This window comes from Tabrizicola flagellatus, from assembly GCF_046295235.1.
Taxonomy (GTDB): Bacteria; Pseudomonadota; Alphaproteobacteria; order Rhodobacterales; family Rhodobacteraceae; genus Tabrizicola; species Tabrizicola flagellata_A.
The window spans coordinates 13201-25571 of record NZ_JBKBLV010000030.1; the positions used below are offsets into that span (position 1 = coordinate 13201).

Sequence of the window (12371 nt, forward strand, 5' to 3'; positions counted from 1 at the left end):
CGGCCCGGTTGCGCTATTTCCGGCTATCAGGCAGGCTGATCCGGGCCACCTGTTCGGCGATGGGATCCACCGAGAGCGGATGCAGGTCGGCCCCGTGGCTGGACGGGTCGCCCATCGGAACCCACTCCCCGCCCTTGTAGATCTCCAGGGCTGAGAAGCCGGCCTTGTAGCCCATCTTGCGGCTGCCTGGCACCCAGTAGCCGAGATAGACATAGGGCAGCCCCGCCTCGCGCGCGATCGCGATGTGGTCGAGAATGACATGGGTCCCGAGGCTGAGCCCGGGCAGGTCGGGATCGTAGAAGCTGTAGACCATGCTCAGCCCGTCGTCGAAGACGTCGGTCAGGCAGACTGCGGCAAGGGGGGTGCCGCGTTCCCCCGGGTTCGGCGGACGGGTGTATTCGATGACCCGGGACTTGATCGGTGTCTCCTCGATCATCGCGGCGAATTCGAAGATGTCCATGTCGGCCATGCCCCCGTCGGCGTGGCGATGGTCGAGATAGCGGCGGAACAGCGCGAATTGGTCCTCGGTCGCCCAGGGCGAGGTGGCATTGCGGCGCAGGTGCGCCGCGCGTTTCAGGATCCGCCTTTGCGTCCGCGTGGGCCGGAAGTCCGCCACCCGGATCCGGGCAGACAGGCAGGCCGAGCATTCCGCGCAGGATGGGCGGTAAAGCACGTTCTGGCTGCGGCGGAAGCCCTGTTTGGACAGGGTATCGTTCAGCTTCTGCGCGTGTTCCCCCTGAAGCGCGGTAAACAGCTTGCGCTCCATCCGCCCGGGCAGGTAGGGGCAGGGTTGCGGCGCCGTCACATAGAACTGGGGCGTCAAGGGAAGGGAATGGCGCATCGGCTTCGGTTCGGGGATGGAGACGCGCAGAGCCTAGCAAGCGAAATCGTTTCCGCCAAGCGTCCCCTTGCGGAAATGCCTGCCCCGCCCGCTCGCAGGCGCGGGCGGGCGGAGCAGGTCGCCAGGCGGTCAGTACTCGCCGGGACGGGCACCGGGTTCGGGACGGGCTTCGGTCTGGGCGACATCCTTCGCGGCCGTGGCGCGGGCGCGTTCCTCCATGAAACTGTCGAACTCGGTCTTGTCCTTCGAGGCGCGCAGGCGCTCGAGGAAGGCCTCGAAGGCCTCCTGCTCTTCTTCCAGACGCCGCAGCGCCTCGGCCTTGTAGTCATCGAAGGCGCGGTTGCCGGTCGGCTGGCCGGCACGCATCGCATGGCGGCCCCAACTGTGGTCGTGGGCATGGCGGCGCTGGCCGCAGGAACGTGCAAACATCTGTTTTCCCCAGATCAGATAGGCCAGGATGGCAAGGCCGAGGAAGGGGTTGATGACGAAGCCCAGGACCGTGAAGGCGATCCAGGCCCATTTCCCCTTGGCATCGAGCCACGCTTCGCCCCGGCGGAGGCTGTTGCGGAAGCCGCCTTGCGGGGCGGTGTTCGTCGAGTTGTGCATGGCGGTCTCCTGTTTGATGTGAACGGCTTTCACATGAGGGAAGATGGACCCGGTCCTGCATCCTCGCAAGAGGTCATGTGAAGTATTTTCACATCCCGGACCTGCGTGCGCTTTTCCGCCTATCCGGTGAAGTCCGCCACGCGCGCGCCCGTCACCCGCACCAGATCCTCTGGCGCGATCCGAAACATGTGGCGCGGCGTGCCGGCTGCCGCCCAGACCTCGGCAAAGTCCAGAAGCCGGGGGTCAAGGAAGGTCGGCAGAGGGGTCAGGTGCCCCAAGGGTGCCACACCGCCGATGGCAAAGCCCGTGACTTCACGCACCAGCTCGATCTCGGCCCGCGACAGCGCTTCCCCGGCCAGTGCGGCCGCCTTGGCCGGATCGACCCGGTTGCCTCCTGCGGTCAGGAACAGGAACAGCCCGCCTTCGCCCCGAAACAGAATCGACTTGACGATCTGATCCACCGCCACACCCGCATCCGCCGCCGCCTCGGCCGTGCGGATCTCGCCCTTCGCCTCGACCGGCACACTGTCCAGCCCCGACGCCCGCAAGGCCGCGGCCACCCGCGCCAGCGATTTCGCCATCGCGCTTCTCCGTTTCCCGGCAGCTAACCGGCGCAACGCCGGGTGGTCAACCGTTGACCCTGCCGCCCCGCCGCCGCAAGGTCGCCCCATGACCCTTGCCGCCCGCATCACCCGCCTGCCCATCCCATTCGACCCCGCCGCAGCTGCCGACCTGCGCGCCGAACTGTCCGGCTTCGCGCCCGAGGTGATGGACCTGATGGCGGCGACAGCGGCCTGCAGCCCTTATCTGCGCGGATTGATGCAGCGGGAGGCCGACTGGCTGCGTGGGGCGGTCGAGAACCCCGAAGCGGCCCTTGATGCAACTCTCCTGTCCGCCACCCACCTGACCGCCGACGCCCTCCCGCTTGGGCTTCGCGAAGCCAAACGCCGCGTCGCCCTTCTTGCCGCGCTGTGCGACCTTGGCGGCGCGTGGCCGCTGGAAGTGGTTACAGGCGCACTGACCCGGCTTGCCGACACCGCCGTCCACCTGTCGCTCACCACCCTCGTTGCCGAGGAGATCCGGCGCGGCAAGCTTCCCGGAGCGACCCTCGAGGATGCCGCAACGGCGGGTGGCATGGTGGCGCTGGCAATGGGCAAAATGGGGGCGGGGGAACTCAACTATTCCTCCGACATCGACCTCATCTGCCTGTTCGACGAAACCCGCTATCCGGGCGAAGTGCAGGAGGCCCGCGCGAGCTTCATCAAGGTCACCCGGCGGATGACGGCGATCCTTTCGGATGCGACCGACGGTTATGTGTTCCGCTCCGACCTGCGCCTGCGCCCCGACGCGTCCGTCACACCCGTCTGCCTGTCGATGGCCGCGGCCGAGGCCTATTACGAAGCCGAGGGACGCACCTGGGAACGTGCCGCCTACATCAAGGCGCGGCCCTGCGGCGGGGATATCGCGGCGGGGGAACGCTTCCTCAAGGCCCTGACTCCCTTCGTCTGGCGCAAGCACCTCGACTTTGTGGCGATCCAGGATGCCCATGACATGCGGCTGCGCATCCGCGACCATCGCGGCCTGCATGGTCCCATCGCGGTCGAGGGCCACAACATGAAGCTTGGCGCTGGCGGGATCCGCGAGATCGAGTTCTTCACCCAGACCCGGCAGCTCATTGCCGGGGGGCGCGACCCCTCGTTGCGCGACCGCACCACGGTGGGCGGTCTGGTCGCACTGGCTGCGAAAGGCTGGGTTCCGCCAGAGGTCGCCGACGAGCTGACGACTCTCTACCGCGCGCATCGCGAGGTGGAGCACCGGCTGCAGATGGTGAACGATGCCCAGACCCATTCGATGCCGACCAGCGCCGAGGGTGTAGCCCGCATCGCGGCCTTCTGCGGCCAGAGCGAAGCCGAGTTCAGGGCCGGCCTGCTGGATCGTCTGACCCGGACCGACCGCCTGACCGAGGGTTTCTTCTCTCCCGGCGAGGTCGAGGAGGGGCCGGAACTTTCGGACAAGGCGCGCGAGATCACCAGGGGCTGGGAAAATTATCCTGCGCTGCGATCGGACCGGGCGCAGGCGATCTTCCGGCGATTGCGCCCACGCTTCCTCAAGGGCCTTGCCCGGGCGGCCAACCCCGACGAGGCGCTGAGCGCGATTGACGGGTTCCTGGCGAAGCTGCCGGCCGGGGTGCAGATCTTTGCGCTGTTCGAGGCGAACCCGACGCTGATCGACCTGATCATCGACATCGCCGGATCCGCCCCGGCCCTGGCGCAGTATCTTGCGCGCAATGCGGCCGTGCTCGACGGGGTGATCGGCGGCAGCTTCTGGGGCGACTGGCCCGGGACGGCGGCATTGCGCGCCGAGCTTCAGGCGCGTCTTGCCCCGGCGCCCGACTACGAGGGCCGGCTCGACATGGCGCGGCGCTGGATGAAGGAATGGCACTTCCGCGTCGGCGTCCACCACCTGCGCGGGCTGATCGACGGGTTCGAGGCCGGAAAGCAGTACGCCGACCTCGCCGAGGCCGTGGTGCAGGTAATCTGGAGCGAAGCCACCGCCGACTTCGCCCGCAAGCACGGGGCGATGCCGGGGCGCGGCGCGGTGGTGGTCGGCATGGGATCGATGGGGGCCGCCCGTCTGAATGCCGGGTCGGACCTGGATCTGATCGTGATCTACGACGATCAGGGGGTCGAGGGCTCGGACGGCCCCCGACCGCTGGCGACGCGCCCCTATTACGCGCGTCTGACCCAGGCCCTGGTCACGGCGCTGACCGCCCAGATGCCGGAGGGCCGGCTTTACGAGGTGGACATGCGGCTGCGCCCCTCGGGCCGGGCGGGTCCGGTGGCGACGAGTCTGCACAGCTTCACCACCTACCAGGAGACCGAGGCCTGGACCTGGGAACATCTTGCCCTGACCCGCGCCCGGGTGCTGGCGGGCGAGCCGACGCTGGCTGGAGAGGTCGAGACCTTCCGCCGCGAGCTTCTGGCGCGAAAGGGGAAAGAAGACCGGGTCAGGCAGGACGTGGCCGAGATGCGGGCGCGGCTTGCCGCGGCAAAACCGGCGCAAGGGGCCTGGGACGCCAAGAACGGCCCCGGTCGGATCATGGACATCGAGCTTGCCGCGCAGACTGTGGCGCTGATCGCCGGAAGCCCCGCCCGTGGAGTGGAACGCCAGTTGGCGGCGGCGGGCCGGATCATGCCGGATTCGGACGTGCAACTGCTGACCTCAGCCTACAGGCTCCTGTGGCGGCTGCATGCTGGGGCGCGGCTTCTCAGCGAGAGAGCGCTCGACTGGCAAAGCCTGGGCGAGGGTGGCCGGGCCTTCCTGTTGCGGGAGACCGGGGCCTCGGACGCGGCGGCTCTGGCCGAAGCCCTGGCGCGGGCGGTGTCGGATGCGGAGGCGGCGGTGACGCGACTGGTGGGGACGTCGGATGGGGAGACGGGCGATGGAACTGGCTGAGGCGGACCCGAAGGGGCTGGTCCGGGAAAGCTACCGGATCGAAGGGATCACGGCCGGGGAATGTCGCTCGATCTTCATGGACTGGGCGCTGTCGATCCCGGTCGGAGCGCCGGTCCCGGACGCCGTGCGGACCCTGATTGCGACCTACGCCACGGCTCATCCCGACCACCCTATGACAGCCGTCCTCCGCCAGGCACTGACGGCACCCGACGTTCCCCGCCGCCGAGGGGGGCGCACCGGGCGCCTCGGCGCCGGCGCCTGACCGCGAACCGGCGGCGCCGCCATCGGTTCTCGCGGCGGATGTTCAGGTGCTGCGGGGCAGGGCGGCGGCTTCCCGGGCCAGCGTCGTGATCGCCTTCCAGTCGCCCCTGGCCATGGCCTCCTTCGGCGCGACCCAGCTGCCACCGACGCAGAGGATGTTCCCGAGCCCGAGGTAGTCCGGCGCGATCTTCAGGCTGATCCCGCCCGTCGGACAGAACTTCACCTGCGGAATGGGCGAGCCGATCGACTTGAGATAGGCTACGCCTCCCGCCTGCTCGGCCGGGAAGAATTTCTGCACGGTGTAGCCCTTCTCGAGCAGAGCCATGATCTCGCTGGCGGTCGCGGCGCCCGGAAGAAGCGGCAGCCCCTCGTCCTCGCAGGCCGCGATGATGCGGTCGGTCGCACCGGGCGAAACCCCGAAGGTCGCCCCAGCCGCCTTGGCCGCCTTTACATCGGCAGGCGTCAGAAGCGTCCCTGCGCCCACGACACCGCCCGCGACCTCGGCCATCGCCCGGATCGCATCCAGGGCGCAGGGCGTGCGCAGCGTCACCTCGAGCGCCGGCAGGCCACCGGCGACCAGCGCCTCGGCCAGAGGTCTGGCATGATCAAGATCCTCGATCACCAGAACGGGGACAACGGGGGCGAGGCGGCAGATCTCTGCGGCTTTCGCGGATTGCAGGGAGGGGGTCATTGTCTTGGCTCCTTCGGGCCCCGGCGTCGGTGCAGGGGTGGGCGGCAGGGTCGCCTCCGGCGGGAGTATTTGCGAAAGGGCAAATGCGGGTGCTGCACTTGCGCGTTTCTGCCTTCTCCCGCCGGTGGCAGTGGCGGATCAACCGGGCGAGCCGGTCAGATGACGAGGGCCCCGCCGGTGTCGGCGGAGCCGGCATGGCGGCGGAAGGCGGCAAAGAGTTCGCGGCCGATACCGTATTCGTTTGCGGAGAGGTCGGCCTCTGCCGGGCTGCGGCTGTCGAAATCGGGCGCCAGCACCGACAACGTCCCGGCCACCGCGTCGAGGCGAACGATGTCGCCGTCGCGCAACCGGGCGAGCGGACCGCCGGCGGCCGCCTCGGGGGCGACATGGATTGCCGCCGGCACCTTGCCACTCGCGCCCGACATCCGGCCATCGGTCACCAGCGCGACCTTCAGCCCGCGGTCCTGCAGCACCGAAAGCGTCGGGGTCAGCGAGTGCAACTCCGGCATGCCGTTGGCCTTCGGTCCCTGGAAACGGACCACCACCACCGTGTCGGAGGTGAACTCGCCTGCCTTGAAGGCGGCCTTCACCGCATCCTGGCTGTGAAACACCCGCGCGGGTGCCTCGATGACTTGGCGCTCGGGCGCCACGGCGGAAATCTTGATGACGCCACGCCCGAGGTTGCCGCCGAGCAGCCTCAGTCCGCCCTGCGGCGCGAAGGGGTCGGCCACCGGACGGACGATCCGGTCGTTCAGGCTGGCGGTCGGACCGTCGCGCCACGCGAGGCGCCCGCCCTCCAGCACCGGCTCCTGCCGGTAGGCGGCGAGCCCCTCGCCGGCGACGGTTTTCGCATCGGGATGCAGGAGGCCCGCATCCAGAAGCTGTCCGATAAGGAACTGAAGCCCCCCGGCCGCATGGAAGTGGTTCACGTCCGCCAGGCCGTTGGGATAGACCTTGGCCAGCAGCGGCACGGCCTCCGACAGCTCGGCGAAGTCTTCCAGGTCGAGGATCACGCCCGACGCGCGGGCCATGGCGGGAAGGTGCAGGACCAGATTGGTGGACCCGCCGGTCGCCATCAGCCCGACGATGCCGTTGACATAGGCGCGCTCGTCCAGGATCTCGCCAACCGGGCGAAAATCGTTGCCGAGGGCGGTGATCGCCGCCGCCCGCTCGACGGCGGCGACCGTCAGGGCCTCGCGCAGGGGGGTGCCGGGGTTGACAAAGCTCGCGCCGGGCAGGTGGAGCCCCATGATCTCCATCAGCATCTGGTTGGTGTTGGCGGTGCCGTAGAAGGTGCAGGTTCCGGGGCCGTGATAGCTGGCCATTTCGGCCGCCATCAGTTCTGCCCGCGTGGCCCGGCCTTCGGCATAGGCGTTGCGGACGGCGGATTTCTGGTCATTCGGAATCCCGCTCGTCATCGGGCCGGCGGGGACGAAGACCGCGGGGACATGGCCGAAGGTCGCGGCGGCGATGACGAGGCCGGGCACGATCTTGTCGCAAACGCCGAGATAGAGCGCTGCGTCAAAGCAGTTGTGGCTCATCGCCACCCCTGCGGCCAGCGCGATGACGTCGCGGCTGAACAGCGACAGCTCCATCCCCGGCTGGCCCTGCGTGACCCCGTCGCACATTGCCGGCACCCCACCGGCCACCTGGGCCGTGACGCCCGCCTTCGCCGCCGCCGCCCGGATGATGTCGGGATAGCGCTCGAAGGGCTGGTGCGCGGACAGCATGTCGTTGTAGGCCGTGACGATCCCGATGTTGGGCACCTTGGCCGCCGCGAGTGCTTCCTTGGCCGGTCCCATCGCGGCATAGGCATGGGCCTGGTTGCCGCAGCTGAGATGAGCGCGCACCGGCCCGTCCGAGACGGCCCGGCGCATGCGCTCGAGATACAGTCCCCTGGCTTCGACGGATCGGGCGCGGATGCGGTCGGTCACGCGGGCGATGGTGGGGTGCAATGTCATGTCGACTTCCGGTTTGGGGCGGTTCGCTTGCGGGCAGTTCGGTCTCGTCTATAGCAGCATCTGTTAGCGCTAACAATCGCTATCGAACCCAATCCGGCATCATTCTGCGCCCGTCCGGCGTGTTTGCTGACCAGAGGTCTGCAATTTGCACATGAATGCCCGATTGTCAGCGGAATCTTTACCCGCACTGGTCAAAAAGCCAACAAACAAACGTGGGATCGACGGGTATCACCCGCAACCAGGAGACATCCCGCCATGAAAACGATGAAGATCCTCGCTGCCGTCGCGGTTTCGCCCGTGCTGCTTTCCGCCGTTGTGTTCGCGTCGACCACCAATGTCGAGATGAAGGGCAAACCCGCCGTGGCCCCCAACCGGGCCGAGATCTTTGCCGAGGCAGAATGCGGCGCGCCGGTGTTCCTGGTCGCGGGCGTCCAGAGTTGGCAGGACGCGTTGGCGGCCAAGCGGCTGCACGAGCGGAGCGTCACGCTGGCTGCCGACCAGTCCGGCGACTGCGCCGAGACCGGCCTCTGATCCCCGACCGGGCCGGGTGACACAGCCGGGCCCGGATACGCCCTTCCCGTGGTCGGGCAAACCGGCTAAGCGGATGCTGGATTGAAATAGCGGAGGCGCGGGGGCGCCGGATGACAGACGAGACAAGCTCGCCACGCGCGCGTCCGGTGGTGCGACTGAAGCCCCGGGCCGAGGCCCGGGCGATCCGGCATGGCTTTCCCTGGGTCTATGGCGACGAACTGGTGACGGACCGGCGCACCATGGCGCTGTCGCCCGGTGCGCTGGCCGTGCTGGAAGACGGCGAGAGGAGGCCCCTGGGCCTCGTCACCGTCAATCCCGGATCGAAGATAATTGCGCGCATGCTGGACCGCGACCCGGCGGCCAGGATCGACCAAGCCTGGTTCGAGGCGCGCCTTGCACGCGCCGCAGCCCTGCGTAACCGTCTGTTCGACGCGCCCTTCTACCGACTGGCGCATGCCGAGGCGGACGGGTTGCCCGGCATCGTCATCGACCGTTTCGGCGAGGTCGCGGTGGTCCAGCCCAATGCCGCCTGGGCCGAGGCCGCGCTGCCCGATCTCGTCGCGGCGCTGGTCGCGGTGAGCGGGGTGCGAACGGTCGTCAAGAACGGCCAGGGCCGGGCGCGGGGGCTGGAAGGGCTGGCCGAAGAGATGGCGGTGGTCCACGGGCCGGCGCCGCAGGGGCCGGTGCCGGTGCCGATGAACGGTGCAACCTACATGGCCGACCTGATGGGTGGGCAGAAGACCGGCCTGTTCTATGACCAGCGACCCAACCATGCCTTCGCGGCCAGGCTGGCGCGCGGGGCGCGGGTGCTGGACGTGTTTTCCCATGTCGGCGGGTTCGCTTTGGCCACTCTCGCCGGCGGCGCGGAAAGCGCGCTGGCCGTCGATGCCTCGGCCCCCGCCCTGGCGCTGGCGGGGCAGGGGGCCGCCGCCTCCGGTTTCAGCGAACGGCTGGCGACCCGGCAGGGCGATGCCTTCGAGGTGCTGGAGGCGCTGGGGGCCGAAGGCGCGCGTTTCGACCTGGTGATCTGCGATCCACCGGCCTTTGCGCCGGCGAAACCCGCGCTGGAGGCCGGCCTGCGCGCCTATGAGCGGATCGCGCGGCTGGCCGCGCCCCTGGTCGCGCCAGGCGGCTTTCTCGTCCTGTGCTCCTGTTCCCATGCGGCCGATCTGCAAGCTTTCCGCAACGCCAGCGCACGCGGCATCGGGCGGGGCGGGCGGCGGGGGCAGATCATCCACACCGGCTTTGCCGGGCCGGACCATCCGGTCCTGCCGCAACTGGCGGAAAGCTCCTACCTCAAGGCGCTGGTCTTCCGGCTGGACGGCTGATGAAGGCGGTCCTCGACGCCTGCGTCCTGTATCCCACGGTGCTGCGCGAGATCCTGCAGGGTGCCGGCGAGGCGGGACTGTTCCAGCCTGTCGTGTCCGAGCGCATCCTGCGCGAATGGGTGCTGGCGACGGCGAAGCTCGGGCCCGAGGCTCCGGTCATCGCAGCGGGCGAGGCGGCAGCCTTCCGCGCGGCCTTTCCCCGCGGGCTGGTCCGCGACCATCCCGAGATCGAGGCACGGCTGCTTCTGCCCGACCCGAACGACCGGCATGTGCTGGCCACTGCCATCGCCAGTGGCGCGGATGCCATCGTCACCTTCAACGCGCAGGACTTTCCGGGGCATGTGCTTGCGGCCGAGGGCATCACCCGGCGCGACCCGGACGGCTTCCTGTGGGAATTGCAGTCCCGCCACACCGAGGCGATGGCGGCCATCGTCGAAGCCGTGCACGCGAAGGCCGAGGCGATCTCGGGTCAGCCGGTCGGGCTGAAGGCCCTCTTGAAACGCGCCCGGCTTTACCGGCTGGCCAAGGCGATGGGCGCCTAGGTGCGGCGCGCGGTGGCCATGTCGCGCGCCAGGCGCAGCGCGGCGATCAGGCTGGCAGGATCGGCCCGGCCCTGGCCCGCGATATCATAGGCCGTGCCATGGTCGGGCGAAGTGCGCACGAAAGGCAGGCCCAGCGTCACGTTCACCCCGCCGGCGAAGTCGATGGTCTTGATCGGGATCAGCGCCTGGTCGTGGTAGGCGCAGACCGCCACGTCATAGCGGGCGCGGGCGGCGGCGTGGAACATCGTGTCGGCCGGCCAGGGCCCCGTGACAGTCAGCCCTTCGGCGGAAAGCCGGGTAACAAGGGGACGGATCATCCGCTCTTCCTCCCAGCCCATCGCGCCACCTTCGCCAGCGTGCGGGTTCAAACCGGCCACCGCGATCCGCGGGTCAGGCAGGCCAAAGTCGCGGACCAGCCCGGCATGGGTGATGCGGATCGTCTCTTCCAGCAGGGCCTCGGTTAACATCGAGGGAACTTCGGATAGGGGAATGTGGATGGTGGCCGGCACCACCCGCAGGCCGGGGCAGGCGAGCATCATCACTACCCGGCCCACCCCGGCGAGATGCGCGAGAAACTCGGTATGGCCGGGAAAGGCGAAACCGGCGCCGTCCTTCAGGGCCTTCTTGTTGATCGGCGCGGTGCAGATCGCCCCGGCCTTGCCGGCCGAGACCAGCCGCACGGCGCGTTCGATGGCGGCGATGACGCCGGCGGCGTTGGCCGGGTCGGGACGGCCGGGCTGGGCAGAGGCGGCAAAGTCCTGCCGCAGGACCGCAAGCGAGCCGTTGCCCGGAGCCTCGCCTTCGCCGATCTCGCGCCAGGGCGTGCCGGTTGGCAGATGCAGGGGATCGCCGATCCAGACAAACCGTTCGCCGGCCGCCCAGGCCTTGGCGGCAATTTCCGGGCCGATGCCGGCCGGATCGCCGCAGGTCACCAGGACGGTGTCGCTCACGGCTCGCGGATGATCGCTGCCGAGCGCAGTTCCTCCAGATAGCCCTGGGCCAGGCCTTCGAGCTTCTGGTTGATGACCTGCTCGCGGATCTGGTCGCGGGTTGGCGGCGGTTCCACCACCTGCTCGCGGCCGCACAGCATCAGCAGCCGCCGGTAACCGCCGCGGGTCAGCGCCGTCGAGATCTCGCCACGGTCGAGCCGAGCCAGTTCCAGCGCCACGTCCCCCGGCACCTGGTCGATCCCGGCCTTGGTGACGGTCAGCCGATCCTCGGGCAGGCCTTTCGCCTGTGCGTAGAGATCGGTGCAACTGTCGGCCGCAGCGCGGATCCTGGCGATCTCGGCGGCATCGTCCGGCACCAGGAATTCCGCCCATTCCACGCTGACCGAAAGCGGTTCGGCCTTGGTGTCCATGGCGACGTCGCGCAACAGGAACAGCACAACCGCCCCCGGAACCGCGATTGGATCGGACACCTCGCCGGTGTCGAGAGCGAGGATCTTCTGGGCGATCGCCGCGGGCAAGTTTGCCAGCGGCAGCCAGTCGAGCCGCCCGCCGGCCCCGGCCGTGGGCGCGGCCGAAAAACGCCGCGCGGCCGAGGCGAAGGCGGCCTCGCCGCTGAGAGTATCCGACAGTTCCTGCGCGCGGGCCATGGCGGCATCCTCCTGGCCCTCGGGCGCGGGGATCACCAGTTCGCTGGCCAGAACCTGCAAGGCGCGCGGGCGGGCCGAAGCCTCCAGCGCGCGATCCAAGTCAACGTCGCTGATCGGTATCTGGCCCAGGAAACGGGCCCGCACCGCCTTGCGCCAGAGCAGTCCGGCCGAGACGAAATCACGAAAGGTTTCGGCAGCGATCCCGGCCTTTTCCAGTTCGGAGATGAACTGCTCCGAGGTCAGGTTCGCGCGACCTGCGAACTCGTTCATCCCGCCCAGGACCTCTGCGTCGGTCACGGTGAGCCCCAGACGCTCGGCCTCGGTCTGGCGCAGTCGGTCCTCGGTCAGCGCCTTGAGCGCCTCTTCCTCGGGATTGCCGGGGGCGCGCAGCACCCGCAGGAACAGGGCGCGCTGCGCAACCTCGTAATTGGTTATGACCCGGTCGTTCACTTGAAGCCGGGGCGTGAACAGGTCTTGTGCCAGGACCGGGGCGGTCAAGGCCAGACCCAGGGCGACAGCTGCCACCTGACGTTTCAGAACCGAAATAACCATCGTTT

General features: G+C 69.0%; 12 protein-coding genes and 1 pseudogene. 6 read left to right on the plus strand and 7 right to left on the minus strand.

What is annotated here, in order from left to right:
* Positions 1 to 13 precede the first annotated feature (13 nt).
* The 3 genes from ACK4IU_RS13505 to ACK4IU_RS13515 all read right to left on the minus strand — a co-directional run bounded on the left by ACK4IU_RS13505 (position 14) and on the right by ACK4IU_RS13515 (position 2028).
* On the minus strand, positions 14 to 841 hold the full coding sequence (locus tag ACK4IU_RS13505) for an arginyltransferase (protein WP_409736068.1): 828 nt from the start codon (positions 839 to 841) through the stop codon (positions 14 to 16).
* Positions 842 to 970: 129 nt separating this feature from the next.
* The gene (locus ACK4IU_RS13510; protein WP_409736070.1) at positions 971 to 1447 is read right to left on the minus strand and encodes a DUF2852 domain-containing protein; all 477 of its coding nucleotides are present in this window, start codon (positions 1445 to 1447) and stop codon (positions 971 to 973) included.
* Positions 1448 to 1566: 119 nt separating this feature from the next.
* The gene (locus tag ACK4IU_RS13515) at positions 1567 to 2028 is read right to left on the minus strand and encodes a YbaK/EbsC family protein (RefSeq protein WP_409736072.1); all 462 of its coding nucleotides are present in this window, start codon (positions 2026 to 2028) and stop codon (positions 1567 to 1569) included.
* 196 nt (positions 2029 to 2224) lie between these two features.
* On the opposite strand from ACK4IU_RS13515, the pseudogene ACK4IU_RS13520 reads away from it, so the two are divergent.
* The 3 genes and pseudogenes from ACK4IU_RS13520 to ACK4IU_RS13530 form a co-directional block, all read left to right on the plus strand.
* Positions 2225 to 2923: pseudogene (locus ACK4IU_RS13520) on the plus strand (glutamine-synthetase adenylyltransferase); the annotation flags it as partial.
* 15 nt (positions 2924 to 2938) lie between these two features.
* Positions 2939 to 4903 carry a hypothetical protein gene (locus ACK4IU_RS13525; RefSeq protein WP_409736118.1) on the plus strand — a complete coding sequence of 655 codons (1965 nt, stop codon included), beginning with the start codon at positions 2939 to 2941 and terminating at the stop codon, positions 4901 to 4903.
* The gene (locus ACK4IU_RS13530) at positions 4890 to 5165 is read left to right on the plus strand and encodes a hypothetical protein (RefSeq protein WP_149586849.1); all 276 of its coding nucleotides are present in this window, start codon (positions 4890 to 4892) and stop codon (positions 5163 to 5165) included. Before ACK4IU_RS13525 ends, ACK4IU_RS13530 begins: the two co-directional genes overlap by 14 nt.
* A gap of 42 nt (positions 5166 to 5207) precedes the next feature.
* Here ACK4IU_RS13530 and eda read toward each other — a convergent pair whose 3' ends face one another.
* Together eda and edd are read right to left on the minus strand one after the other, a co-directional pair.
* On the minus strand, positions 5208 to 5855 hold the full coding sequence (gene eda, locus ACK4IU_RS13535; RefSeq protein ID WP_409736074.1) for a bifunctional 4-hydroxy-2-oxoglutarate aldolase/2-dehydro-3-deoxy-phosphogluconate aldolase: 648 nt from the start codon (positions 5853 to 5855) through the stop codon (positions 5208 to 5210).
* A 155-nt stretch (positions 5856 to 6010) separates the two neighbouring features.
* The gene (edd, locus tag ACK4IU_RS13540; protein ID WP_409736076.1) at positions 6011 to 7816 is read right to left on the minus strand and encodes a phosphogluconate dehydratase; all 1806 of its coding nucleotides are present in this window, start codon (positions 7814 to 7816) and stop codon (positions 6011 to 6013) included.
* Positions 7817 to 8071: 255 nt separating this feature from the next.
* Here edd and ACK4IU_RS13545 point away from each other — a divergent pair, with 255 nt between their 5' ends.
* The 3 genes from ACK4IU_RS13545 (at position 8072) to ACK4IU_RS13555 (ending at position 10217) form a co-directional block, all read left to right on the plus strand.
* A complete protein-coding gene (locus tag ACK4IU_RS13545; RefSeq protein ID WP_409736079.1) occupies positions 8072 to 8347 on the plus strand; it encodes a hypothetical protein in 276 nt (91 codons plus the stop codon).
* A 110-nt stretch (positions 8348 to 8457) separates the two neighbouring features.
* Positions 8458 to 9675, plus strand: a complete 1218-nt coding sequence (locus tag ACK4IU_RS13550) for an RSP_2647 family RNA methyltransferase (protein ID WP_409736082.1) — start codon at positions 8458 to 8460, stop codon at positions 9673 to 9675.
* Positions 9675 to 10217 carry an RSP_2648 family PIN domain-containing protein gene (locus ACK4IU_RS13555; protein ID WP_409736084.1) on the plus strand — a complete coding sequence of 181 codons (543 nt, stop codon included), beginning with the start codon at positions 9675 to 9677 and terminating at the stop codon, positions 10215 to 10217. The genes ACK4IU_RS13550 and ACK4IU_RS13555 overlap by 1 nt, the downstream gene beginning before the upstream one ends.
* Here the strand turns inward: ACK4IU_RS13555 and pdxA are convergent.
* A complete protein-coding gene (gene pdxA, locus ACK4IU_RS13560) occupies positions 10214 to 11167 on the minus strand; it encodes a 4-hydroxythreonine-4-phosphate dehydrogenase PdxA (RefSeq protein ID WP_409736086.1) in 954 nt (317 codons plus the stop codon). The genes ACK4IU_RS13555 and pdxA overlap by 4 nt on opposite strands.
* A complete protein-coding gene (locus ACK4IU_RS13565) occupies positions 11164 to 12339 on the minus strand; it encodes a peptidylprolyl isomerase (protein ID WP_409736088.1) in 1176 nt (391 codons plus the stop codon). Before ACK4IU_RS13565 ends, pdxA begins: the two co-directional genes overlap by 4 nt.
* Positions 12340 to 12371: the final 32 nt, after the last annotated feature.

What these genes read in the sequence shown, in the direction of transcription:
- ACK4IU_RS13505 (WP_409736068.1), bottom strand. Translation starts at nt 841, where the DNA reads ATGCGCCATTCCCTTCCCTTGACGCCCCAGTTCTATGTGACGGCGCCG.
- edd (WP_409736076.1), bottom strand. Translation starts at nt 7,816, where the DNA reads ATGACATTGCACCCCACCATCGCCCGCGTGACCGACCGCATCCGCGCC.
- ACK4IU_RS13530 (WP_149586849.1), top strand. Translation starts at nt 4,890, where the DNA reads ATGGAACTGGCTGAGGCGGACCCGAAGGGGCTGGTCCGGGAAAGCTAC.
- ACK4IU_RS13555 (WP_409736084.1), top strand. Translation starts at nt 9,675, where the DNA reads ATGAAGGCGGTCCTCGACGCCTGCGTCCTGTATCCCACGGTGCTGCGC.
- eda (WP_409736074.1), bottom strand. Translation starts at nt 5,855, where the DNA reads ATGACCCCCTCCCTGCAATCCGCGAAAGCCGCAGAGATCTGCCGCCTC.
- ACK4IU_RS13550 (WP_409736082.1), top strand. Translation starts at nt 8,458, where the DNA reads ATGACAGACGAGACAAGCTCGCCACGCGCGCGTCCGGTGGTGCGACTG.
- ACK4IU_RS13545 (WP_409736079.1), top strand. Translation starts at nt 8,072, where the DNA reads ATGAAAACGATGAAGATCCTCGCTGCCGTCGCGGTTTCGCCCGTGCTG.
- ACK4IU_RS13510 (WP_409736070.1), bottom strand. Translation starts at nt 1,447, where the DNA reads ATGCACAACTCGACGAACACCGCCCCGCAAGGCGGCTTCCGCAACAGC.
- ACK4IU_RS13515 (WP_409736072.1), bottom strand. Translation starts at nt 2,028, where the DNA reads ATGGCGAAATCGCTGGCGCGGGTGGCCGCGGCCTTGCGGGCGTCGGGG.